The following is a 24,301-nucleotide window of genomic DNA, read 5'->3' on the forward strand; positions in this document are numbered from 1 at the left end:
ACGGGCCATCGACATGAGATAGCGGCCAGCGCTCAGAGGCGGGCGAGGCAATCCTCGGTTTCATAGATGGCGCAAACGATATGGTAAAAGCTGCTCGCCGGCGCCGGCTCGTCGACGAATGCGCCATCGACCTTTTGCTTGTCGCGCCAGAGTCCGGCAACCGGCGTCTCCAGGAAAAGGCCGAGTGCCGCAGCCGCCCGCGCCGCCGAAGCGAGATAGCGCTCGCGCTCCGCCCCGCTCGCAAGCGCGGCAAACCGGACCGACGCCTTCAGCCACTCCGTCTGCGGCCATAGCCGCGCGATCGGGTCGGCAACCGAAAAATCGTCGAGAAGCGTCATGACCGCGACGTTGCGGGTGGCGCAGATGCCATGCGCCTCGCCGATCTGAAACAGACGCCGCGCCTTGATGATGGCTTCCGCATTGCCGCGCCGTTCGGCCCAGCGCAGCAGCAGCCAGGCCCATTCGAACAGATGGCCGGGCTCGACGATGCGGCCCTTGTCGCCCGGATAGGGCACCCAGTCGTGATCGAAGAATTCCCGGAGCGCGCCGGTCTCCCCGTCGATGAAGTGATCCATCGCCAGATGGGCGATCTCGTCGGCAAGGTTGGACCATGCGACCCGGTCGAAACCGTCGACCGCTTCGCTCGCCAGGCACGCTTCGAACAGATGCATGTGCGGATTGGAGCAGAGCGGCAATCGCGACGGATCGTCCTCCTCGAATCCCATCAACGGATGTTTGCAATGGGCTTCGAGACGCTGGCGCAGGCGATTGCTGCGCTCGATCATCTCGGCTTTGCGCTCCGGGAAGACGTCAGCCAGATAGGCGAAGGCAAGCAGCGCGAAAGCCTGATTGTAAAGATCGAAGGAGGCATCGATCACCGTGCCGTCTGCATCGGCAAGGGCTGCGTAAAATCCAGTCGGCTGAAGAAAGACGCGGTCGAAATAGGCAAGCCCGCCCTCGGCGGCACTTTTCCAGTCTCCGCCCCAGCCGCGCCGGCCGGCCTCGGCGAAACAATAGACCTGGCGCGGCTGCACCCGCGCCCGGCGATTGGCGCGCGTCGGCTCGCCGGTCATATCGATGGTCTCGACGAAACCGCCGCCCGAGGCATCGACGCCTTTGTCGCGCCAGAGCGGCAGGGCCTTTTCAGAAAGCCATGCCGACAGGGTGGCGGATTGCGAAAAAATGTCCTGCGGCAATGCTTCAGTCCTCGAGCTTCAGATCGTCATGGGTCTTGCCGAGCAACTCGGCCAGCGCCTCGACCACCAGATTGTGGTCCTCGCGCTGCGGCAGGCCGGAGACGGTCACTGCGCCGACACAGCCGGTGCCCCTGACCACGATCGGGAAGCTACCGCCATGGGCGGCATATTCGGCATCGGGAAGGCCGAGCTTTGCCTGCAGGTTGGTCTGCTGCTTCAACAGCCCGAGGCCGGTCGAATAGCTGCTCTTGAACAGGCGGAAGACGGTATTGCGCTTGCGGCGCACCCAGTTCGGATTGTCGGGCGTCGCGCCATCGAGCGCGGCATAGAAGACCTGCATCGAAAACAGGGTGATGTCGATGACGACACCGAGCTTGCGTTCGGCCGCCATGCGCCGAAGTATCGAACCGAGCTGCCACGCCCGCTCGAGGTCGAAGCTGTCGAACTGCAGTTCGCGCTCCTGCTGGGCGATACGCTTGAGATCCTTGTCGATATTCATGAAGCCTCCGCTCAATCCTTCCAGAGCCAGGCCGCACCGCGCACGCCGGAGCTATCCCCGTGCAGCGCCTTGCGAACAGGCGTTTCGAAACTGTCGCCAAAGAGATAGTCGACCACCAGCGGCGGCACGTCCTCGTAGATCTCGTCGACATTCGACATGCCCCCGCCGAGCACGAAGACATCCGGATCGACGATGTTGGTCAGAAGCGCAAGGCTGCGCGCCAGCCGGTCGACGAAGCGATCGTAGACGCCAGTCGCCACCGGATCACCGGCGCGCTTGGCCTCGATGATATCGCGCCCGCGCTTTTCGACGCCCGTCGTCAGCCGGTAGTCGAGTTCGACGCCGGTTCCACAGGCATACATGTCGAGGCAGCCGTGTTTGCCGCACCAGCATTTGTGGCCCGGATATTCGTCCTTCGTCATCCACGGCAGCGGATAGTGGCCGATTTCGGCGGCAACGCCCTGATAGCCGGCATGCACCTTCTTGCCGATCGCCAGCCCCCCGCCATGACCGGTGCCGACGATCACGCCGAACACGGTCTGTGCGTCCTTGCCGGCACCATCCACCGCTTCCGACACCGCCAGGCAATTGGCATCGTTGGCAAGGCGTACCTTGCGGCCGAGCGCCTGCTCCAGGTCGCGACCGAGCGGCTTGCCGTTGATCAGCACAGCGTTGGAGTTGCGCACGATGCCGGTACGCGGATTGGGGCTGCCGGGAATGCCGATGCCGATCGAGCCCTCTTCGCCTGCCGTCTGTTCGGCGGCGGCAACAAGGTCGAGAACCGCCCGGATGCAGTCGTCGTAGCCGCTGGTCGGGGTCGCGACGCGGTGGCGGGCGCGCGTTTCGCCATCGCGATCGAGCGCGATGACTTCCATTTTCGTGCCGCCCCAATCAATTCCGATGAACATGCTGGATCAGGTCTCTGGGTAAAGGTCGAATGAGGGAGCGCCAGCCTCCTCAAGCCGGCGCTCATGACTGCTTAGCATTCGAAAGACAGAAAACACCAGCCCTCGATTTCGGCACGCCTCGGTAGAGGGCGGCGCCGTGTCGAGCATGCAACATCCGACCTCCCGCCGATGGCCAGCACGATGTGCTGCGTCCAGAATCGCCAGAGCGACCCGCAAAAACACTTGGCGAACAGGCCTTGCTTTTGTATGGGTGCTATCCAAGTGGTCCCGTAGCTCAGCAGGATAGAGCACCAGATTCCTAATCTGGGGGTCGCGCGTTCGAATCGCGCCGGGATCACCATTCTCCTTACCGGCAAGTTTATCCAGCAAGCCCAGGCAGAGTGGGCCGGCCACAGGTGCGCAGCGCCCACTCCGATTTCGATGCAGGAGATCATGGTTCAGATCCTCGTCACCTACATGGACATGCAATCTCCACCGACCGGCGATCCGTTGCCCGCGCCCGTCGAGACCGCATCGTTTGCTGTTGAGCGGCTGGAGGTGGAGGCATTCCTCTCGCTTTATCGCGCCGTCGGCGAACCCTTGCGCTGGGATCAACGGTTGCGCATGCCGGAGGAGGCGCTCGATGCATTTTTGAGCAGCCCGTCGACTGTAGTCTACGTCCTGCGGGTCGACGGCCGTGCGGTCGGGCTTTGCGAATTCGATCGTGTCGACAGCGCCGATATCGAGCTCACCCATTTCGGACTGATCCCCGAAATGCAGGGTCGAAGGCTTGGACCATACTTCCTCGACGGCGCGTTGCGTTCCCTATGGGATCGGGCGCCGGATCGCGTGTGGCTGCACACGGATGAATGGGATCATCCCAAGGCGCAGGACACCTATCGCCGCGCCGGCTTCTCGGTCTTCGACAGCAAGCGTGAAGAGGTCAGCGAGTAGACCGTGCATCGGGTTCACGTTGCCTGAGCTGCAATCTCGATCGCGCGCTGGTGCCAAAGCCGATACCGCTCGTACAGGGCTTGGGACAACACCTTCCAGCCCTATTAAGGTGCGCGCCGGGCCTGCTACTCGCCCTATCGCTAGCCCCTATCGCTAGCCCCCAATCGCTAGCATTGTGCTAGAAGATCCCGCCGCGTACCTGCGGCGGGCCCCAATCCCAAGCGATTGGCGGAAAACACAATATCCAGAAATTGAGCTCGAATTCGCGTCCGTTCGAACCCCGATCGGCCGAGTGCATATGACCGCCGCACTCGCGTGCCCGGCAGCCATCGCGTCCCTCACCGATTGCTGCAGATTACGAGCCCCCATTACGAACCGTCGTGCCCTGGCCGCTGCCATTTCCATCATGGCGTGCGGCGGCCGCTTGACATCTCGGTAAGCCTGATCTTATCATTCCAATATAAAGTAGCGTAGTACATAATTATGCAATAACAAAAAGAGAGAGGAACACAAAATGAAATCAACAAGGATTGCATTGCTTCTGGGAACGGCGCTCGTCGCCTCCGCATCATTTGCCTTCGCGCAGGAGAAGGGCGGCGTCATCAACGTCGCCACGGTCGGCGAGCCGCCGACACTCGACCCGATGGCCTCGACGGCCGACCTCGTCGGCATCGTCTCGCAGCACATGTTCGAGACGCTCTACACCTTCGACAAGGACTGGAAGCCGACCCCGCTTCTGGCCGCGGCCATGCCGGAAATCAGCGCCGACGGCAAAACCTACACGATCAAGCTGCGCTCCGGCGTCAAGTTCCATGACGGCACCGACATGGACGCGACCGATGTCGTCGCCTCACTCGAGCGCTGGACGAAGACGGCTTCGCGCGGCAAGCAGACGGCAACGACGATCGCCGGCATCGAGGCCGTCGACGCGACCACCGTGAAGATCTCGCTCAACACGCCCTACGCGCCGCTGGTCTCGCTGCTCGCCTTCAACAATTCCGCCGCAATCGTGCTGCCGTCCGAAAAGCAGGCCGAGCCGATGGTCGATTTCGTCGGCACCGGCCCCTACCAGCTCAAGGAGCGCAAGGCCGACCAGTACATCCAGCTGACCCGCTTCGATGGCTATGTCTCCCCCGAAGGTGAAGCCAACGGTTACGGCGGCGCGCGCCATCAATATGCCGACGAAATCCGCTTCGTGCCGGTTCCCGATCCGAACACCCGCGTCGAGGCGGCCGTCTCCGGCCAGTACGATTACGTCGATTCCATCCCGGTGGAATCCTTCGAGCGGGTGAAGGGCTCTTCGGCCTCCGAGCCCGTCATGCTGCAACCCTTCGGCTGGCCGGTCTTCGTTCTGAACTCCGGCAACGGCATGACCAAGAACCTGGAACTGCGCAAGGCGATCCGCACGGCGCTCAGCATGGAAGACATGATGGCCGCCGCCTTCGGCAGCACCGACTTCTACGCGCTCGATGCCGCCCTCTACCCGGCGCAATATGTCTGGCGCACCGAAGCCGGCACGGAAGGCGGCTACAATGTCGCCGACCCGGAAAAGGCGGGCGAACTGTTGAAGGCCGCCGGCTACAAGGGCGAGCCGCTGCGCATCCTGACCAGCCGCCAGTACGAATTCCATTACAAGATGGCGCAGGTCGCGGCGGAATATCTCAAGCTCGCCGGCTTCACCGTCGACATGCAGGTGGTGGACTGGGCGACGCTCACCCAACGCCGTGCCGACCCGACGCTCTGGGATATCTACATCACCCACAGCCCGTTCCTGCCGGAACCGGCACTGATTGGCATGATGTCGACCAAGGCCCCGGGCAACTGGGATACCCCGGCCCGCGCCAAGGCCGTCGACGCCTTCAACGCCGAATCGGATGCCGGCAAGCGCGTCGAGCTGTGGGCCGACGTGCAGAAGGTGATCTACGAGGAAGTTCCGTTCATCAAGATCGGCGATTTCAACGCCCTGTCGGCCAAGGCCAAGACGCTTGACGGCGTCTCCCCGGCTCCGTGGCCCTACTTCTGGAACGCTTCGATCAAGAAGTAAGTCTTCACCCACTTGAAGCCTTCGGCGGGCGGCATCCCTTTCAGGGATCGCTGCCCGCCGGATAGCCCGGCGCCACCTGTCCGGCGCCCGTGCGGAAGAAGTTCGAGGCATCCATGATACGCTATATCCTCCAGCGCCTGTTCGGCATGATCGTGGTCATGGCGCTTGTCGTCACCATTGTCTTTGTCATCGTGCGCGTGACGCCGGGCGACCCCGCTGCCGTCATGCTCGGACCCGAGGCAACCCAGCAAGACATCGCCGAACTGCGCACCAAGCTCGGCCTCGACCAGTCGCTGGGGCTGCAATATGTCTATTACATCGGGCAGTTGCTTAAGGGCGATCTCGGCCAGTCGATCTTCCTCAACCAGCCGGTCACCTCGGCGCTTGCCGAGCGTGCCGAGCCGACATTCTTCCTCACCTTGTTCTCGATCCTGATCGCCAGCGGCATTGCGCTGCCGATCGGCATCTATGCGGCCTACAGGCGCGGCTCCTTCGTCGACCAGGCGGCCACCACGCTCGCCATGCTTGCCGCCAGCATCCCGAGCTTCTGGCTCGGCTTGATCCTCATTCAGTTCCTGGCTGTGCGCCTCGGCTGGTTTCCGGTATCGGGCTACGGCGGACCGGGCTCCTCCTTTATGGAGCGCATGTATCATCTGGCCCTGCCGGCGATTGCGCTCGGGGTCGTCTCCTCGGCCCTGATCCTGCGCTTCACCCGCGCCTCGATGCTCGACGTGCTCGGCGACGACTTCATCCGCACCGCCCGCGCCAAGGGCCTGGGCGAACGTCGCGTGGTGATGAAACACGCCCTGAAGAACGCCCTCATCCCGATCCTGACGATCGTCGGGCTCACCGCCGCCGTGCTGATCTCCGGCGCCGTCGTCACCGAAACCGTCTTCGGCCTTCCAGGCGTCGGCAACCTCGTGGTCTCGGCTGTGCTCCGTCGCGATTACCCGGTGATCCAGGGCGCGCTCCTCGTGATCGCCGCGCTCTACGTGCTGATCAATTTCGCGATCGACATGCTCTACCTCCTCGTTGATCCAAGGGTTCGCTACTGATGACCGTCGCCGTATCAACCCCTGTCATGAGCGAACGCGCCAAGTTCCTGCGCCGCCTCTTGAAGCGCAAGACCGTTGCCTTCGGTCTGTTCATTCTCGTGACCTTCGTGCTGCTTGCGGTGTTCGCGCCGCTGATCGCGCCCTATGCGCCGGGCAAGCTGTCGATCGTCAACCGTCTGTCGCCACCAAGCCTGCAGTGGCTGTTCGGCACGGATGAATTCGGCCGCGACGTGTTTTCACGCACGCTCTATGCCGGCCGGCTGTCGCTCTTGGTCGGTGCCGCCGTCGTCACGCTCGCAACGATCGTCGGCGTCGTCATGGGGCTGCTGGCTGGTTTCTTCCCAAAGCTCGACGCGCCGATCGCCCGGCTGATCGACGCGATGATGGCTTTTCCCGACATCCTGCTGGCGATCGCGCTCGTCGCCGCCCTCGGCCCCTCGCTGACGACCGTCATCATCGCGCTCAGCGTCGTCTACGCGCCACGGCTGGCGCGTGTCGTGCGCGCCTCCACGCTTGTCATCCGCGAGCTGCCCTATGTCGAGGCGGCCCGCGCGCTCGGCATCTCGACGCCGCACATCATGACGCGGTATGTGCTGCGCAACCTGCTCTCGCCGATCCTGGTGCAGGGCACGTTCCTGTTTGCCCATGCGATGCTCGCCGAAGCCGGGCTTTCCTTCCTCGGCGTCGGCGTCAGCCCTGAAATCCCGACCTGGGGCACGATGATCGCCTCGGGCCGGCAATATATCGGACAGGCCGATTGGGTGACGCTGTTTCCCGGCATCGCCATCGTGCTTTCGGTCCTGTCCCTGCAGATGGTTGGCGACGGATTGCGCGACATGCTCGATCCCCGCCTCAGAAAGGACCTTTGATCCATGCCCACCGCAACCCGTAGCGCCAGCCCCGTGCTGATCAGCAACGTGAAGCCCGTCGCCTTCGGGATGGCGGCCCCTTCCGAAACCGTCGACATCCTCGTCGGCGCCGACGGCACTATCGCCGCCATCGGCAATGGTTTGACAGCACCCGATGGGGCCGAGCGCATCGACGGCAAGGGTGGCTGGATCTCGCCTGGCTGGATCGACCTGCATGCCCATGTCTGGCATGGCGGCACCGACATCTCGGTCCGGCCGCAGCTCTGCGGCATGGAGCGCGGCGTCACCACCATCGTCGACGCCGGCTCGGCCGGTGAGGCCAATTTCCACGGCTTCCGCGAATACATCATCGAGCCGGCCCGCGAACGCATCAAGGCCTTCCTCAATCTCGGCTCCATCGGCCTCGTCGCCTGCAACCGCGTCAGCGAACTCAGCGACATCCGCTCGATCGACATCGACCGCATCATCGCCTGCTACCAGGAAAACCGCGAGCATATCGTCGGCCTCAAAGTCCGCGCCAGCCATGTGATCACCGGCTCCTGGGGCGTCACCCCGGTCAAGCTCGGCAAGAAGATCGCCAAGATCCTGAAGATCCCGATGATGGTGCATGTCGGCGAGCCGCCGGCTCTCTATGACGAGGTGCTCGAAATCCTCGGCCCCGGCGACATCGTCACCCATTGCTTCAACGGCAAGGCCGGATCGAGCATCATCGAGGACGAGGACCTGTTCGAGTTGGCCGAACGCTGCGCCGGCGAAGGCATCCGCCTCGACATCGGCCATGGCGGCGCTTCGTTCTCGTTCCGGGTTGCCGAAGTCGCCATTGCCCGCGGCCTGTTGCCGTTCTCGATCTCGACCGACGTGCATCTGCGCAGCATGAACCAGTCGGTCTGGGATCTCGGCACCACCATGTCGAAGCTCTTGAGCGTCGGCATGCCGTTCGAAAAGGTCGTCGAAGCCGTCACCCAGGCGCCCGCTTCGGTCATTCGGCTGCCGATGGACAATCTGCTCGCCGTCGGCGCGCGCGCCGAATTCACCCTGTTCGATCTCGTCGATTCCGAGCTGCGGGTCTTCGATTCGCTCGGCGCCGAGGCGCATCTCAACCGACTTTTCGAGCCGCGTTACGCGGTCATGGGCACCGACGTCGTGGCGGCAAACCGATACCAGCCGCCGCATGTGGAATGCCCCGACCACAGCCACGGCTACAGCTACCGCTGAACCATCACAGAACACAGAAACTGGCAGGATATCGCGTGAACAGTTTGGACCATAAGACCAAGGGCCGTGCGCCGGCTTCGCCCTACCAGAGGCTCGCAGCGCTCGGCATCGACCTGCCGCCGGCCCCGCCGCCGATCGCCAATTTCGTGACCCACGTCCAGGAGGGCAATATCCTCTACCTCTCCGGACAGGGCCCACGCGAAGTCGACGGCCATCTCCATGCCGGCAAGGTCGGCGCCGACGTCGATGTCGAAAGCGCCTATGAGCACGCCCGGCTGACGGGCATCAACCTATTGGCGGTGATGCATGATGCGCTCGGCGACCTCGGTCGCGTCAAGCGCGTCGTCAAGCTGCTCGGCATGGTCAACGCCGTGCCTGATTTCGCCGATCATCCGCAGGTGATCAACGGCTGCTCCGACCTGATGGTCGACGTCTTCGGCGAAGCGGGCCAGCATGCCCGCTCGGCGGTCGGTTTCGGCTCGCTCCCCGGCAACATCACCGTCGAGATCGAAGCGATCGTCTCGCTTCACGACTGACGATCACAGGAAGGTCGGATCAATGGCTGCGCCAGCCCATCATCTTCTCGATCCGCTCGGCGGATACCCTGACGTGATCGGCGTAGAAATTGCGATCGTCGAGGATCTTCTGCTCCGGCAGAACGATGGATATGGTCGCGACGCAGCCGCCCTTGTCATCGAGGATCGGCGCAGCGACGCAGGCAACCGCATAGTCGGATTCGCCGGCCTGGATCGAAAGCTTGGCTGTCAGCGCCGCCTCCGCCTGGGCCGACAGGGCTGCCGGATCGACGTCGGCCCGACCGGTCGGCGACGTGCGGGCGCAGCGGCGGAACAGTTCCAGCCGTTCGTCAGAGGGCAGATGGCCGACCAGCAGGCGCCCGGATGCCGTCCAGTTGAGCGGCACGCGGGTGCCGACCCTGGAGGTCACCTGGAAATGACCGGGGCCGTCGGCCATGGCCAGCACCTGCATATAGTCGCCGTCGCGGCCGCAGAGCTGGATGGTTTCGGCCACTTCCCGGCCGAGATCGTGCATCTCCCGCGTCGCGACGCCGAGGAAATCGAGCGAGCGCGCATAGGCAAGACCGTAATGGTAGAGCCGGTCGCCGAGCCAGACCTGACCGTCGGCATCGCGGCTGAGCAGGTTCTTTTCCACCATGTCGTCGACGATGACATAGGCGGTCGACAGCGGCGCGCCGACCGCCTTGGCGATGGCGTAGACGCCGCTCGGCGAGCCGGTCTCGTAGAGGAAGTCGAGCACCTGCAATGCCCGGTCCATGCCGCTCACGCGCGAGCGGCGGGTCTTTCCGGTCGGCTCCATGTCTTCGCCGGGCTCGGCGGCAATCGTCGTCTTGTCCAAGGGTCTGCTCCCGTGCAATTCGAAATGCGCAACAGATGGGCGGGCAGCAACGGCTATCGGCCACATCCGCAACCACGGCCGGTCGGGACATCCGAACCGCGCCACTCATATCTCATTACTATGGTAGATATTCCGGGAAAACGGAATAGCCTGCCGGTTACGACTGCCAGAAAATCATATGGAGACCACCATGCCTGACCGCGACATCCGCGAAGCTCTCGGACTTCGTCCCGTTATCAACGTATCCGGCACGATGACAGGCCTCGGCGCATCGATCGTGGTCCCGGAGGCGATCGCCGCGATGACAGGCATACTGCCGCAATTCGTCGAGATCAACGACCTGCAGCGCAAGATCAGCCCGGTGATTGCCCGGCTGACGGGGGCCGAGGCCGGCTTCGTCACCGCGTCCTGCTCGGCCGGCATCAGTCTGGCCGTCGCCGGTGCCATGACCGGCAACGATCTCGCCGCCATCGAGCGCCTGCCCGACACCACCGGACTGAAAAACGAAGTCATCATCCAGATGGGCCATGTGGTCAGCTATGGCGCACCCGTCGACCAGGCAATTCGTATTGCCGGCGGCAAGCCGGTGCTGGTCGGCCAGGCGACGTCGGCCTATCGCTATCATATCGAAGGCGCCATCAACGAGCGCACCGCGGCCGCCGTCTATGTCATCTCCCACCACGTGGTGCAGTATGGCCTCGTGGGCCTGAAGGAATTCGCCGAGGCCTGCCATGCCAAGGGCGTTCCCGTCATCGTCGATGCCGCGTCCGAATACGACCTGAAGATCTTCCTCGAGCAGGGTGCCGACATCGTTCTCTATTCCGGCCACAAGTTCCTGGGCGGTCCGACCTCGGGCATCGTCGCCGGCGAAAAGACGCTGGTGCGCAACGCCTTCCTGCAGAACCTCGGCATCGGCCGTGGCATGAAGGTCGGCAAGGAAAGCATGCTCGGCGTCATGGCAGCCCTCATCGCCTGGGAAACACGCGATCACCAGGGCATCCGCGAGCGCGAGGCGGGCTACCTGAACCTGTGGCGCGACACGCTCGATGGCCGCCCCGGCATCAAGCCGGTGATCGAGGCCGATCCGACCGGAAACCCGCTCGACCGCCTGCGCATCAACATCGATCCGCGGGAAGCCCATATCACCGCCTGGGACCTTGCCGATGCGCTGGCGCGCGGCACGCCGCCGATCATCGTGCGCGACCACGAGGTCGAGCATAACTACTTCTATCTCGACCCGTGCAACCTGCACCCCGGCCAGGAGACCATCGTTGCCACCCGCCTGTCGGAAGAGCTGACGAAGGCGCAGAGCTCCAACGAGATCATCGCCACGCCGCTTCATGAGCGCAACACCCGCCGCTTTGCCGGCCTGTTGCGCTGGCCCGACTGAGCCTGCCCGCCGCCACCGTTGCCGAACGACAAGGAATGGAAGACATGACCCGCACAGACGCTGCCACCAATCCGGCGAAAGACCCCGTGCTTTCGGTCGAGAACCTGACGACCTCGTTTCTGGTCGATGGCGCCTGGAAGCCGGTGGTGCGGGACATCTCCTTCTCGGTCATGCCGGGCGAGACGGTGGCGATCGTCGGCGAATCCGGCTCGGGCAAGAGCGTGACCTCTCTGTCGATCATGCGTCTTCTGCAGAAGGACATGAGCCGCACCGAGGGGCGCGTCATGCTCGGCGGCCGCAATATCCTCGACCTGCCGGAAAACGAGATGCGCCGCGTGCGCGGCAACGACGTGGCGATGATCTTCCAGGAGCCGATGACCAGCCTCAATCCGCTGTTCACCATCGGCGATCAGATCTCCGAGGCACTGCTGTGCCACCGGCCGATGAGCAAGGCGGAGGCAAGGGCCGAAACCATCCGTCTGCTCGACAAGGTCCGCATCCCCTCGGCGGCCTCCCGTTTCGACGAATATCCGCACCGCTTCTCCGGCGGCATGCGCCAGCGCGTGATGATCGCCATGGCGCTTGCCAGCCGCCCGAAGCTGCTGATCGCCGACGAGCCGACGACCGCGCTCGACGTGACGATCCAGGGACAGATCCTCGACCTGATCAAGGTGCTGCAGGAGGAGGAAGGAACCTCGGTCCTGTTCATCACTCACGATATGGGCGTCGTCGCCGAAATCGCCGACCGCACGGTGGTGATGTTCCGCGGCGCAGCGGTCGAGACCGGCCAAACGGAAGACATCTTCCTGCGGGCGAAACACCCCTATACCCGGGCGCTGCTCTCGGCCGTGCCGATGCTCGGATCGATGAAGGGCACGTCGCAGCCGCTGCGTTTTCCCATCATAGACAGCACCACCGGCCTGCCGGATACGCCGGTCGAGGGGACGAACACGGTCGCGCAAACGCGCCCGATCCTCGAGGTCAAGAACCTCGTCAAACGCTTCGACATCCATGCTGGCCTGCTCGGCAAGCTCCAGGGCCGCGTGCACGCCATCGAGAACGTCTCCTTCAGCCTGCAGCCGGGGGAGACGCTGTCGCTCGTCGGCGAATCCGGCTGCGGCAAGTCGACCACCGGCCGGGCGATCATGCGGCTGATCGAACCGCAGAGCGGATCGGTCGTTCTGAACGGCCAGGACGTGCTGGCGATGGACAGCAAGGCGCTGCGCGAGATGCGCCGCACCATGCAGATGATCTTTCAGGATCCGTTCGCCAGTCTCAATCCGCGCATGACCGTGGGCGCGGCAATCGCCGAACCCTATCTCGAACACAAGCTCGGCACGGCGAGCCAGGCACGCGACAAGGTCGCCGACCTGCTGGAGCGTGTCGGCCTGCAGGCGGACATGGCGGCGCGCTATCCGCATGAATTCTCCGGCGGCCAGCGCCAGCGCGTCTGCATCGCCCGGGCCTTAGCGCTCGATCCGAAGGTCATCGTCGCCGACGAGTCCGTCTCCGCGCTTGATGTCTCGATCAAGGCGCAGGTCATCAATCTGCTGCTCGACCTGCAGGCGAGCCTCGGCCTTGCCTATCTGTTCATCTCGCACGACATGGCCGTGGTCGAGCGCGTCAGCCACCGCGTCGCCGTGATGTATCTCGGCGAAATCGTCGAGATCGGCCCGCGCGCCGACATCTTCGAAAACCCGCAGCACCCCTATACCCGCAAGCTGATGGCGGCCGTGCCGATCGCCGATCCGACCCGGCGACACACCAGGCGCAATGTCTCGAGCGACGAGATCAAGAGCCCGATGCGCGCCCCTGACTACATCGCGGCCAACAGGGAATATCGGCAGATTTCGGCCGAGCACTTCGTGCAGGCCTAGGACAGGCGCGGGATCCGTATCGTCATTCGTCCGGCGTGCAGACACGCAGGCGATGACCATCCGGATCGAGCGCGACGAAGGTGCGGCCGAAGACGGCGGTCATCGGTTCCTGCTCGATCTCCACCCCTGCGGCGCGCCACGCGGTGTGGAGCCGGTCGACCTCGACATCATCCGTCACCATGAAGGCGATTTCCATCCGGTGGCCGTACCCGGACGAGACGAAATTGGCGGCGCCGGTGGACCAGAGGCTGAAGGTGAGGCCGTTTTCCAGCGCGTAGGCGACATAACTCGGATAGGCCGCAACCGGCTCGCGGCCGAAGAGCCGCGTATAGAAGGCGGCGCTTTTTTCGGGGTCTTCCACGTAAAGCAGGATAAGGTTCGGGCTCAGCATCGTCGATCATCTCCATTGTTGATGATCGCAGGCTAGCGTGGGCCACTGTCAATTTCTGTCAGCATCGAACCGAACAGGACACGAAAAAGCCGCCGCTCCAGGACTGGAGCCGGCGGCCTTGCGAAATCACTGTCGGTTCATTCCAACCGTTGACGTCGGCCGTTGCGTCAGAAGACAGCCAGGTACTTCAACAGCGAAATAATGCCGATGATGAGCACGATCGCCTGGACGATCTGCTTGGCGCGGCCGTCGATCGGCAGGCGCTGGACCAGATAAAGCACGAGCACGATAACCAGGAACGTGATCAGAATGCTGATGAGAAGCCCCATAGACAAACTCCCTTTGTAAGGCGACGCGAAGTCGTCTCACTTGTAACTATGAGGCGAGCCGAAAAGTTCCAGTATCGGCAAACACTTATTTCGGTCCAGTGGCGAATCGGCGAGCCCGTCGGGCGCCGGATCGCGGCTCCCCGCGAGGGGGTAGAGCGGTCTTTCGGCCGCAGTCGCGGCCGCCGTCACGCCGGGTGGCCGCCTTTGCGGGCAGCCTGCCGATCAACTCGCCGCCTTGCAGACGATCCCGGCGTCGTTGTCGCCCTTGGTGGCATCGTAGAAAGTCACCTCGTCGCCCTTCGTCCACCAGATATATTGGCCTCCGACATATTTTGCGCCCGATGCGGCAATCACGTTGGACGCGACGGTGAAGTTGCCATCGATGGTGAAGGTGACGAGCGAGACGGGGCCGGCATTGATATACTCGGCATCAACAGCCTTGCCGCCGCAATCGTAGCGCACCTGCTGGCGATCGACTGTTTCTGCACCGGGAATCGAAATCGCGATGTCGACGCTGCCCGCTCCGCCTGCCGCCATGGACGCAAGCGTCAGCGCCGGTGTACCGGCCGATTTGGCGAGCATCAGCTTGGAGCCTTCCACCGTCCAGGTGAGCTCGGTGCGCAGCGCGTCGAGGAACTTGCGCTCCTGATCCATCACCGCCGGCACGCACATCTTGCGGGTCGAGGCAGCGGGCCCGAAGGTTATCTTCGCGCCGGAAAGGCCGAAGGTTCCGGTGAAATGGTTGCAGCCGGCCATGCCGCCATAGGTGCCGTCGTCGCGGATCTCCAGCGTTGACTGCAGATTATCGATGACGCCGCGGCCGGCGATATCCTCGGCAAGCCAGGTACCGACCAGCGCCTGCGGCACGTTTTCGGCGGCGACCGTCTGCATCGAGGCCATTTCGATCAGCACACAGGCACAGGAAAGGGCAGTGGCGACTTTCAGCATCGGGAACTCCTTGGCGCTTCGACTCGTCACCCGATTCTTAACCCGATCACACGTCGGATTGAAGGCCGCGCCCTTGTTGCACGTCGATTTCGCCTGTAGAGCCTAGCCATACCCCGCAAGACCGGCATCGGCTTGCGGCAAAATCAAAACGCGACTTCCAGGCGCAGGAGCGAGCGCCGCAGGCACGGCCATGCGCCGAACGTCCCCCTGGGAACAGCGAACAAGAACATGGGAATTGGCATGGCATCCCGCGAACACGCGAAGCGCCGACTGACGATCCTCGGCTCGACCGGCTCCATCGGCACCAGCACGCTCGATGTCGTCGAGCATCTGGGCGGTCGCGACGCCTTCGAGATCGTCGCCCTCACGGGCAACGGCAACATTCCGCTTCTGGCGCGCCAAGCGATCGTGCACGGCGCCGAGCTTGCCGTCACCGCCGACGACAGCCACTATGCCAGCCTGAAGGCGGCACTTGCCGGCACCGGCATTGCGGTCGCATCCGGCAGGAGCGGCCTGATCGAGGCGGCTGAGCGTGATGCCGGCTGGGTGATGGCGGCGATCGTCGGCAATGCCGGCCTTGCCCCGACACTCGCCGCCGCCAGCCGTGGTGCCGACATCGCGCTTGCCAACAAGGAATGCCTGGTCTCCGCCGGTGGCCTGTTCATCGAGGCGGTGAAGGCGGGCGGCGGCCGGCTGCTGCCGGTCGACAGCGAACACAACGCCATCTTCCAGGTGCTGGAAGAGCACCAGCGCCACGCCGTCGAACGCATCATCCTCACCGCCTCCGGCGGTCCTTTCCGCACCAAGTCTCTCGAAGAAATGCGACACGTCACCGCCGATGTCGCCCGCGCCCATCCCAACTGGTCGATGGGCCTGAAGATCTCGATCGACAGCGCATCCATGTTCAACAAGGCCTTGGAGATGATCGAGGCGAAACATCTGTTCGGGCTGAAGCCGGAGCAGATCGAGGTGATCGTCCATCCGCAATCGGTCATCCACTCGATGGTCGGCTACACCGATGGGTCGGTGCTGGCTCAGCTCGGCTGCCCCGACATGCGCACCGCCATCGGCTATGCGCTTTCCTATCCCAGCCGCTGCGACCTGCCGATCGAGCGGCTCGACTTCGCCAGGCTGTCGCGGCTGGATTTCGAGGCCCCCGATGAGATGCGCTTCCCGGCGATCCGGCTGGCGCGCCGCGCCATGGAAGAGGGCGGCGTGCAGGGCGCTGTCTTGAACGGTGCCAAGGAAACGGCGCTTGAAGCCTTCATCGCCGGAAAGGTCGGCTTCCTCGCTATGGCGGAAATCGTCGAACAGGTCATGGACAAGCTGTCGGACCTGCCGGCGGCCGTCACCATGGACGATGTCTTCGCCGCCGACGAAAAAGCCCGGCAACTGGCGGCCGGGCTGCTGCAATAATTGGCTTGATTGGGCACTTCGCCATCGCGTGGGGGTGCGCCCCTCATCCGCCTGCCGGCACCTTCTCCCCGCAGGCGGGGCGAAGGGACGTTGCTGCAACCGCTCCAATCAATCGCTGACGTTCTCGGCCTTGGCTCCCCAACATCAGGCCGACACAGCTTCTGCGTCCGCCAGACGCGGAGCCTCCGCCGTCGTCCTCGTCCCCTCTTCCCGCAAGCAGGGAGAGGGTTAGGGTGAGGGGCAGTTTTCTGAAAACATAAGCCGAAGCTTACGCGACAGCCCGTGCCAGCGCACAGCGCGACCACAGCGAATGCAACGCGCCGACCAGATGGTCGATATCCGCATCCGAGTGCAGCGGCGTCGGAGTGATGCGCAGACGCTCGGTCTTCTTCGGCACCGTCGGATAGTTGATCGGCTGCACATAGACGCCGAAATGGTCGAGCAGCAGGTCGGAGATCCACTTGCACTTGGCGGCATCGCCGACCATGACCGGAACGATATGGCTCGGGTTCGGCATGTGCGGAATGCCGCGCTGGTCGAGCAGCGAGCGCAGCCGGCGCACGCGCTCCTGGTGCGCGAAGCGTTCGACCTGGCTTTCCTTCAAGTGGCGGATCGAGGCGAGCGCGCCGGCGGCAAGCGTCGGCGGCAGCGCCGTCGTGAAGATGAAGCCGGACGCGAACGAGCGGATGAAATCGCAAAGCGCAGTCGAGCCGGTGATGTAGCCGCCCATGACGCCGAAGGCCTTGCCGAGCGTGCCCTCGATGACGGTCAGGCGGTGCATCAGGCCTTCGCGCTCGGCGATGCCGCCGCCGCGCGGACCGTACATGCCGACGGCATGCACTTCGTCGAGATAGGTCATCGCGCCGTACTTGTCGGCGAGGTCGCAGAATTCCTTGATCGGGGCAATGTCGCCATCCATCGAGTAGACGGATTCAAAGGCGATGATTTTCGGCGCACGCGGATCGGCTGCAGCAAGCTTGGCTTCGAGGTCGGCAACCGAATTGTGCTTGAAGATGACGCGTTCGCACTTGGAGTGACGGATCCCCTCGATCATCGAAGCGTGATTCCCGGCGTCTGAGAAGACGATAACACCGGGAATCTTCGAACAGAGCGTTCCGAGCGCGGCCCAGTTGGACACGTAACCCGACGTGAACAGAAGTGCCGATTCCTTGCCATGCAGATCCGCGAGCTCACGCTCAAGCAGCACATGGTAGTGATTGGTTCCGGAGATGTTGCGGGTACCGCCGGCGCCGGCGCCGCATTCGTCGATGGCGCGCTTCATCGCCTCCGTCACGATGGAATGCTGGCCCATGCCGAGATAGTCGTTGGAACACCAGACGGTGACTTCCTGGATGCCTTCAGCCGTGTGGCGCGCCGCTTTCGGGAAGTTGCCGCGATGGCGAGCGATATCGGCGAAAACCCGGTAGCGACCTTCCTGATGCAGCCCGTCCAGCTCGGTTTTAAAGAAATTCTCGAAATCCATCATTTTCTCCAGTGCCCGGCCGCTCTTCTTGATTCAAAGCGGCCTGGGGTCAACCTCGGAATGCCCGGCATCTGCCAACTGCGGCAAATGGCCCCTCAAGCGTTGCCCGTCCAACGAATGCACCACAACTGGCGTAGCATTTTTGATCCGGAGCATCTGCGCTGCTTTCCCTGAAACCGTTTCAACCGGGACAGCCCTAGTTTTGAAACATTCCAAAGAAAGCTTTAATGCATGTTCATCACGTCAAGCTTGATCGAAGTCAAGCTTGGACGAAAAAAGGGCGGCCAAAACCGCCCCTTTTTGTCGCAGCGCAGCGGGTCCGATCCGCTCATGCCGCCGCCACCGCGCGTTTTGCCATCACCTTGACCAGATTGGCCCGATAGCCCGCATCCGCATGGATATCGGAAAGCAGGTCGGACGCATCGACCGTCACGCTGGCGAGCGCATCGGGCGACCAGTTGCCGGCAAGTGCAGCCTCCATGCCCTTGTGGCGGAAGACGCCGCTCGATCCGGCCCCGGTCACGGCAACGCGGATATCGCCATTGTCCCGCCGCACCACGAAGACGCCGGTCATGGCGTAGCGCGACGCCGGGTTGGCGAACTTCTGGTAACCTGCCTTTGCCGGCGCCTCGAAGGTGATCGCCGTCACCAGCTCGCCATCCTCCAGCGCCGTCTCGAAAAGCCCGGTGAAGAAGTCGCCGGCGGCAATCTCGCGCCGGTCGGTGACAATGGTCGCATCGAGCGCCAGCATCGCCGAAGGGTAGTCGGCGGCCGGATCGTTGTTGGCGATCGAGCCGCCGATCGTGCCCATGTGGCGCACATGCGGGTCGCCGATATGGCTGGCGAGCCCTGTTATCGCCGGGCAGACGGCCGCAAGCTCGGCCGACGACGCCACGTCGAAATGGGAGGTCGCGGCACCGATCCGGACAGTCCTGCCCGTCACCCTGATGCCCTTCATGTCCTGGATCTGCCTGACGTCGACGAGATCGGTCGGAGCGGCAAGCCGCTGCTTCATCGTCGGTATCAGCGTCATGCCGCCGGAGAGGTATTTGCCCTCGCCCGCGGCCTGCCTGAGCTTGACGGCGTCTTCAATCGAGGACGCCCGGTGATAATTCGTCTCATACATGGCGCGTCCTCCCGCTCAATTGGCGGCGTGGGCGGCAGCCCACACCTTCTGCGGCGTCGCCGGCATCGTCAGCCGGTTGTTGCCGATGGCGTCGGTGATGGCGTTGATCAGCGCCGGCGGCGAACCGATGGCGCCGGCCTCGCCGCAGCCCTTGATCCCGAGGGGATTGCTCGGGCAGGGCGTGTTCGAGGTCGATACCGTGAACGAAGGCAGGTCGTCGGCCCGCGGCATAGCATAGTCCATGTAGCTCGCCGTCAGTAGCTGGCCGTTGCCCGGATCGTAGTGAACGCCCTCGAGCAGCGCCTGGCCGATGCCCTGCGCCAGACCGCCATGCACCTGCCCCTCGACGATCATCGGGTTGATGATGTTGCCGAAATCGTCGGCGGCGACGAACTGGATGATCTTGGTGACACCGGTTTCGGGATCGACCTCGACCTCGCAGATGTAGCAGCCGGCCGGGAAGGTGAAGTTGGCCGGATCGTAGAAGGCGCCCTCCTTCAGTCCCGGCTCCATGCCGGATGGCAGGTTGTGGGCGGTATAGGCCGAAAGCGCCATCTGGAACCACGGCACCGACTTGTCGGTGCCGGCGACCTTGAGTTCGCCGTTCTCGATGACGATGTCGCTTTCATCCGCCTCCATCAGGTGGGCGGCGATCTTCTTCGCCTTGGCCTCGACCTTGTCGAGCGCCTTGACGACGGCCGACATGCCGACGGCACCCGAGCGCGAGCCATAGGTGCCCATGCCCATCTGCACCTTGTCGGTATCGCCGTGCACGATGTTGACGCTGTCAATCGGCACGCCGAAACGGTCGGCGACCAGCTGGGCGAAGGTGGTTTCATGCCCCTGCCCGTGGCTGTGCGAGCCGGTCAGCACCTCGATCGTCCCGACGGCATTGACGCGAACCTCGGCCGATTCCCACAGCCCGACACCGGCGCCGAGCGATCCGACCGCCGCCGACGGCGCGATGCCACAGGCCTCGATGTAGCAGCTCATGCCGATGCCGCGCTTCATGCCTCGTCTCGCCGCTTCCGCCTTGCGGGCGGCAAAGCCGTTCCAGTCGGACGCCTTCATGGCGGCATCGAGCGAGGCATCGTAGTCGCCGGCATCGTAATTCATGATGACGGGCGTCTGGTGCGGGAATGAGCGGATGAAATTCACCCGCCGCAATTCCGCCGGCGACACCCCGAGCTCGCGGGCCGCCGTCTCCATCGTCCGCTCCAACAGATAGGTCGCTTCCGGCCGGCCGGCGCCGCGATAGGCATCGACCGGGGCGGTGTTGGTATAGACCGTGCGCACATTGGCGTGGATCGCCGGGATGTCGTACTGGCCAGACAGCAGCGTCGCGTAGAGATAGGTCGGCACCGCCGAGGAGAACAGCGACATATAGGCGCCGAGATTGGCGACCGTGTCGACCTTCAGCCCGATGATCCGGTTGTTGGCATCGAATGCCATCTTCACTTTGGAGAGATGGTCGCGGCCATGCGCGTCCGTCAGGAAGGCCTCCGTCCGGTCGGAGGTCCATTTCACCGGCACGCCGGTGCGCTTGGACGCCCAGAGACAGACGATCTCTTCAGGATAGATGTAGATCTTCGAGCCGAAGCCGCCGCCGACGTCGGGGGCGATGACGCGCAGCTTGTTTTCGGGCGCGACATTGTAGAAGGCGCTCATCACCAGCCGCGCCACATGCGGGTTCTGGCTGGTGGTGTAGCAGGTGTAATGATCGTCGCCGCCGTCGTAGATCCCGAGCGTGGCGCGCGGCTCCATCGGGTTCGGCGACAGGCGGTTGTTGTGGATGGTGATCTCGGTCACATGCGCTGCCGCCGCAATCGCCTTGTCGGTGGCGGCCGGATCGCCGATCTGCCAGTCGAAGATCAGATTGTTCGGCGCCTCCGGATGCAGCTGCGGCTGGCCCTGTTCCAGCGCCTTCGTCGCATCGGTGACGACGGGCAGCTCCTCATAGTCGACGACGACGGCTTCGGCCGCATCCTTCGCCTCGGCGACACTGTCGGCAACGACGATGGCGACGGCATCGCCGACATAGCGCACCGTCTCATGCGCAAGCGGTCGCCAGGCGCCCATCTTCATCGGCGATCCGTCCTTGGAATGGATCATCCAGCCGCAGATGAGGTTGCCGATGCCGTCAGCGAGCAGCTGCTTACCGTCGAGCACGCCGATCACGCCGGGCATGGCTTTCGCCGCTGTCGCATCGATCGATCTGATTTTCGCATGCGCATAGGGACTGCGCACGAAGATCGCAAATTTCATGCCGGGCACCGACATGTCGTCGGTGTAGCGTCCCTTGCCCGTCAGGAACCTCTTGTCTTCCTTGCGCGCCACCCGCGCGCCGATACCTTCAACGCCCATTGCCGATCTCCTCCCGAGATATCCAGCGAAAGTCCTGCGGTGAAACGTGATCGCGGCGCAAACTCATCGCCGCGGACCGGATGTCATTCGGCAGCGACGCGGGCCCCGCCCATTTCAGCGGCTGCGGCGAGGATCGACTTGACGATGTTGTGGTAGCCGGTGCATCGACAGATATTGCCTTCGAGCTCGGCGCGCACGGTCGCCTCGTCGAGTTGTCCGCCATGCCGGCGGATCATGTCGACGGCGGTCATCACCATGCCCGGCGTGCAGAAGCCGCATTGTAGGCCGTGATTGGCCTTGAAGGCCGCCTGCACCGGATGCAGCTCGCCGTTCGCAGCCAGGCCCTCGATGGTGGTGATGTCAGCGCCCGCCGCCTGCGCGGCGAGGGTGGAACAGCTCTTGATCGACCGCCCATCCATATGGACGACGCAGGCGCCGCATTGCGACGTGTCGCAGCCGACATGGGTGCCGGTCAGTCCAAGGTTCTCGCGAATGAAATGCACCAGCAGCGTTCGGTCATCGCACTGACCGCTCACCTGACGGCCGTTGACCGTCATTGTAATTTTCGCCATTTCGCTCCTCCGGGTGGGTCAATGCCAACACGGGCGCGCAAAGCCGGGTGATGATCTGTTCACGCGACTTCCAGAACGCGCCAACTGCTATCGATGCCCTTCGCCGCGAGACCCGCTCCTCCGGGAACGCTCGTGGCTTGTCTGTATCATTGTCTTTTTTTGGAATGTCGCAACCGCCCGGACGCCGGCCGCGATAAAAAATTTGCGTGATGGTTGCGTTTGCCGGAATGACGCCTTCATGTCCCGTTCAGGAACGATATCATTATGTTGGCGGCGAAGAGAATCCGCCGGACCTCCTGTAGACATTCACAGCGGCCGGTTTATTTTCTGAAATTGCAAGTTCAGGTGGAGAAAGACATCCGTCTTTTTGCCAATCACTCAAGGGACGGACGAGGCGACAGGCTGAGATCCGTAGAGATCGGAGAGAACAATGAAGAAAGCCATCGCACTTGTGCTGGTTGCGCTGTCGGTTGCGAGCTGCACCCAGACTGAAAAGGGTGCCGGCATCGGCGCCGTCTCGGGCGCAATCATCGGCGGCGCGATCACCGGCGACGTCCGTGGCGCGGCTGTCGGCGCTGCCATCGGCGGCGTTTCCGGCGCGGTCATCGGCAATGTCACCGAACAGCCCGGCCAGTGCTACTACCGCGACCGCTACGGCCGCCGCTACATCGACTCCTGCCCGCGCTAAGCCGCAGGCTCGGTCGATCGCATCGACATAACGTCCGGCCCCGCATGGCGGACCGGACGGAACATCACCCCTCATGGCATCGCCGTGAGGGGTTTTTCGTTTTTTCCGACCGCTTGGCCGATCCGGCCGGCCCGCGTCTTCGATGGCGCAGGAACCGGGTGGCTTGCAGCGCCGTAACACTGTCAGGTTTCTCGAAACAGCCCGTTCGAGGACCTTTCCATGCCGAGACCACCAGCCATCGCCCTGCCGCCCGCGTTCAAGCGGATCGCCTGGTCCAACCTCTTCGCCCAGTTTTCCGAGCAGATCGCGCTGGCGGCGGCACCGCTCGCCGCCGTTCTCCTGCTTTCGGCAGGCCCCGCGGAAACCGGCTGGCTGCAGATGATGCAGACGCTGCCGTTCCTGCTTCTGTCCATTCCCGCCGGCCTGCTCGTCGACCGCGCCTCAAGGCGCACCCTCATGGTCGCCTCGGAAATGCTGCGTGCCGTGTCGCTCGCCGCCACCCTGCTGCTGCTCGTCGCCGGCTATGTCACCCTGCCGCTTCTGGCGGTCATGGGCTTTGTCGGCGCGATCGGAACCGTCTGCTACAGCGTTGCCGCGCCGGCGCTGATCCCGGCGATCGTGCCGCGGGCGCAGCTCGCCGATGCCAATCGCTGGCTGGAGTTGGCCCGCAGCCTCGCCTATTCCGGCGGGCCGGCGATCGGCGGGGCGATCGTTGCCTGGACCGGCGCGTCACTTGCCTATGTCGCCGCCACCACGCTCTCCCTTCTCGCCGTCGTGCTGCTTGCCGGCATCAGCGAAGAGAAAACCGAGCCTCGACCACGGCGAAACCTGCTGCATGACCTCATAGAGGGCGCACGGTTTCTCACCGGCCATGCGCTCCTGCGGCCGATCCTCGTCACCGCGATCGTCTTCAACATCGCCTGGTTCGTGCTGCAGGCGGTCTATGTCGCCTATGCCATCACCTCGCTCGAAATGACCGCGACCGGCGTCGGCATCACGCTCGGCATCTATGGCGCCGGCATGACGATCGGCGCCTATGCCGCGCCTGCCCTCGCCCGCCGTCTGCCGTTTGGCGTGCTGATCACGCTCGGCCCGCTTGGCGGCCTGCTCGCAGCCCTGGTGGTGCTGCTGACCGTCTGGTTCCCATCCGGCGCATTGGCAGGCTTGAGCTTCTTCCTCTTCGGCGCCGGGCCGGTTCTCTGGTCGATCGCAACGCTGACGCTCCGCCAAGCGATCACCCCGAACGCGATGCTCGGACGGGTCTCTGCCTTCATCACCACGGCGACCTTCGGCGCCAGGCCGATCGGCGCGGCGCTCGGCGCGATCGTAGCCACGCGCTATGGCGTGGACGCCTGCCTCCTGGTCGCAACATCGGGTTTCCTCATCCAGTTCCTGGTGATCATCGCCTCGCAGGTCCCCCGGTTGAGGTCGTTGCCGGAGCCGGCCTGACCCGCCTCGAGCCGGCCACGCGCTGCCCAGGAAACGACGTGCCTGGGCAGCCGGTCGCCGGCGACACTGTGGCCGCGGCACATCGTTTTTGTGCTGCGATGACAACATTCAGGCTCTTTTTCCAGGAAATCGACCCGGATTCCGGGCCTTGGGGGTGGATGCGGGCGGCCGTCAT

General features: G+C 63.9%; 22 protein-coding genes, 1 tRNA gene and 1 pseudogene. 13 read left to right on the plus strand and 11 right to left on the minus strand.

Translation table 11 applies throughout. The annotated features are described in order from the left end of the window. Positions 1 to 32: 32 nt before the first annotated feature. From RTP54_RS19050 to RTP54_RS19060, 3 genes are read right to left on the minus strand one after another with little or no spacing between them, the layout of a single operon-like run. Complete coding sequence (locus RTP54_RS19050) at positions 33 to 1,196, minus strand: AGE family epimerase/isomerase (protein WP_312365080.1); 1,164 nt, start codon at positions 1,194 to 1,196, stop codon at positions 33 to 35. 4 nt (positions 1,197 to 1,200) lie between these two features. Further along, positions 1,201 to 1,695: a heme-degrading domain-containing protein gene (locus RTP54_RS19055; protein WP_112805333.1), complete on the minus strand. Its 495-nt coding sequence runs from the start codon at positions 1,693 to 1,695 to the stop codon at positions 1,201 to 1,203. An 11-nt stretch (positions 1,696 to 1,706) separates the two neighbouring features. Further along, positions 1,707 to 2,603 carry an ROK family protein gene (locus tag RTP54_RS19060; protein ID WP_312365083.1) on the minus strand — a complete coding sequence of 299 codons (897 nt, stop codon included), beginning with the start codon at positions 2,601 to 2,603 and terminating at the stop codon, positions 1,707 to 1,709. Between the two features lie 263 nt (positions 2,604 to 2,866). Between RTP54_RS19060 and RTP54_RS19065 the strand changes: the two genes are divergently transcribed. The 8 genes and pseudogenes from RTP54_RS19065 to RTP54_RS19100 all read left to right on the plus strand — a co-directional run bounded on the left by RTP54_RS19065 (position 2,867) and on the right by RTP54_RS19100 (position 9,255). Then, a tRNA-Arg gene (locus RTP54_RS19065) sits at positions 2,867 to 2,943 on the plus strand. A 92-nt stretch (positions 2,944 to 3,035) separates the two neighbouring features. Next, on the plus strand, positions 3,036 to 3,536 hold the full coding sequence (locus tag RTP54_RS19070; RefSeq protein ID WP_312365085.1) for a GNAT family N-acetyltransferase: 501 nt from the start codon (positions 3,036 to 3,038) through the stop codon (positions 3,534 to 3,536). A 48-nt stretch (positions 3,537 to 3,584) separates the two neighbouring features. Then, positions 3,585 to 3,644, plus strand: a pseudogene (locus RTP54_RS19075) (BA14K family protein); the annotation flags it as partial. Between the two features lie 406 nt (positions 3,645 to 4,050). After that, positions 4,051 to 5,580 carry an ABC transporter substrate-binding protein gene (locus RTP54_RS19080; protein WP_312365087.1) on the plus strand — a complete coding sequence of 510 codons (1,530 nt, stop codon included), beginning with the start codon at positions 4,051 to 4,053 and terminating at the stop codon, positions 5,578 to 5,580. A gap of 113 nt (positions 5,581 to 5,693) precedes the next feature. After that, positions 5,694 to 6,635 (plus strand): ABC transporter permease, encoded by a 942-nt coding sequence (locus RTP54_RS19085; RefSeq protein WP_162703212.1) that lies wholly within the window; start codon positions 5,694 to 5,696, stop codon positions 6,633 to 6,635. Then, entirely contained in the window at positions 6,635 to 7,504 is an 870-nt protein-coding gene (locus tag RTP54_RS19090) for an ABC transporter permease (RefSeq protein WP_409517169.1), read from the plus strand. The genes RTP54_RS19085 and RTP54_RS19090 overlap by 1 nt, the downstream gene beginning before the upstream one ends. A gap of 3 nt (positions 7,505 to 7,507) precedes the next feature. After that, positions 7,508 to 8,719: an amidohydrolase/deacetylase family metallohydrolase gene (locus RTP54_RS19095; RefSeq protein ID WP_312365090.1), complete on the plus strand. Its 1,212-nt coding sequence runs from the start codon at positions 7,508 to 7,510 to the stop codon at positions 8,717 to 8,719. Positions 8,720 to 8,763: 44 nt separating this feature from the next. Then, entirely contained in the window at positions 8,764 to 9,255 is a 492-nt protein-coding gene (locus RTP54_RS19100) for a RidA family protein (protein ID WP_312365503.1), read from the plus strand. 19 nt (positions 9,256 to 9,274) lie between these two features. Here RTP54_RS19100 and RTP54_RS19105 read toward each other — a convergent pair whose 3' ends face one another. Continuing rightward, a complete protein-coding gene (locus RTP54_RS19105) occupies positions 9,275 to 10,054 on the minus strand; it encodes an IclR family transcriptional regulator (protein WP_112805502.1) in 780 nt (259 codons plus the stop codon). A 229-nt stretch (positions 10,055 to 10,283) separates the two neighbouring features. On the opposite strand from RTP54_RS19105, the gene RTP54_RS19110 reads away from it, so the two are divergent. Beyond that, the gene (locus RTP54_RS19110; protein WP_312365092.1) at positions 10,284 to 11,483 is read left to right on the plus strand and encodes an aminotransferase class V-fold PLP-dependent enzyme; all 1,200 of its coding nucleotides are present in this window, start codon (positions 10,284 to 10,286) and stop codon (positions 11,481 to 11,483) included. A gap of 44 nt (positions 11,484 to 11,527) precedes the next feature. Next, complete coding sequence (locus RTP54_RS19115; protein ID WP_112805504.1) at positions 11,528 to 13,360, plus strand: ABC transporter ATP-binding protein; 1,833 nt, start codon at positions 11,528 to 11,530, stop codon at positions 13,358 to 13,360. Between the two features lie 22 nt (positions 13,361 to 13,382). On the opposite strand, the gene RTP54_RS19120 is transcribed toward RTP54_RS19115, so the two are convergent. The 3 genes from RTP54_RS19120 to RTP54_RS19130 form a co-directional block, all read right to left on the minus strand. Beyond that, on the minus strand, positions 13,383 to 13,751 hold the full coding sequence (locus tag RTP54_RS19120; RefSeq protein WP_312365097.1) for a VOC family protein: 369 nt from the start codon (positions 13,749 to 13,751) through the stop codon (positions 13,383 to 13,385). 167 nt (positions 13,752 to 13,918) lie between these two features. Beyond that, complete coding sequence (locus RTP54_RS19125) at positions 13,919 to 14,080, minus strand: Thivi_2564 family membrane protein (RefSeq protein WP_112805350.1); 162 nt, start codon at positions 14,078 to 14,080, stop codon at positions 13,919 to 13,921. A 222-nt stretch (positions 14,081 to 14,302) separates the two neighbouring features. After that, complete coding sequence (locus RTP54_RS19130) at positions 14,303 to 15,028, minus strand: META domain-containing protein (protein ID WP_112817803.1); 726 nt, start codon at positions 15,026 to 15,028, stop codon at positions 14,303 to 14,305. Positions 15,029 to 15,268: 240 nt separating this feature from the next. Between RTP54_RS19130 and dxr the strand changes: the two genes are divergently transcribed. Then, entirely contained in the window at positions 15,269 to 16,444 is a 1,176-nt protein-coding gene (gene dxr / locus RTP54_RS19135; RefSeq protein ID WP_112805354.1) for a 1-deoxy-D-xylulose-5-phosphate reductoisomerase, read from the plus strand. 268 nt (positions 16,445 to 16,712) lie between these two features. On the opposite strand, the gene hemA is transcribed toward dxr, so the two are convergent. The 4 genes from hemA to RTP54_RS19155 all read right to left on the minus strand — a co-directional run bounded on the left by hemA (position 16,713) and on the right by RTP54_RS19155 (position 21,989). Next, entirely contained in the window at positions 16,713 to 17,927 is a 1,215-nt protein-coding gene (hemA, locus tag RTP54_RS19140; RefSeq protein WP_112805356.1) for a 5-aminolevulinate synthase, read from the minus strand. A gap of 328 nt (positions 17,928 to 18,255) precedes the next feature. After that, a complete protein-coding gene (locus RTP54_RS19145; RefSeq protein ID WP_312365104.1) occupies positions 18,256 to 19,053 on the minus strand; it encodes a xanthine dehydrogenase family protein subunit M in 798 nt (265 codons plus the stop codon). 15 nt (positions 19,054 to 19,068) lie between these two features. Then, positions 19,069 to 21,417, minus strand: coding sequence for a xanthine dehydrogenase family protein molybdopterin-binding subunit (locus tag RTP54_RS19150; protein ID WP_312365106.1), 2,349 nt, complete (start codon positions 21,415 to 21,417; stop codon positions 19,069 to 19,071). Between the two features lie 83 nt (positions 21,418 to 21,500). Beyond that, positions 21,501 to 21,989 carry a (2Fe-2S)-binding protein gene (locus RTP54_RS19155; protein ID WP_112805362.1) on the minus strand — a complete coding sequence of 163 codons (489 nt, stop codon included), beginning with the start codon at positions 21,987 to 21,989 and terminating at the stop codon, positions 21,501 to 21,503. A gap of 430 nt (positions 21,990 to 22,419) precedes the next feature. Between RTP54_RS19155 and RTP54_RS19160 the strand changes: the two genes are divergently transcribed. Together RTP54_RS19160 and RTP54_RS19165 are read left to right on the plus strand one after the other, a co-directional pair. Continuing rightward, on the plus strand, positions 22,420 to 22,677 hold the full coding sequence (locus tag RTP54_RS19160) for a YMGG-like glycine zipper-containing protein (RefSeq protein WP_065780791.1): 258 nt from the start codon (positions 22,420 to 22,422) through the stop codon (positions 22,675 to 22,677). 219 nt (positions 22,678 to 22,896) lie between these two features. Next, on the plus strand, positions 22,897 to 24,126 hold the full coding sequence (locus RTP54_RS19165; RefSeq protein ID WP_312365114.1) for an MFS transporter: 1,230 nt from the start codon (positions 22,897 to 22,899) through the stop codon (positions 24,124 to 24,126). The last annotated feature ends 175 nt before the right edge of the window (positions 24,127 to 24,301 follow it).

The organism is Ensifer sp., assembly GCF_031989085.1.
Lineage (GTDB): Bacteria > Pseudomonadota > Alphaproteobacteria > Rhizobiales > Rhizobiaceae > Ensifer.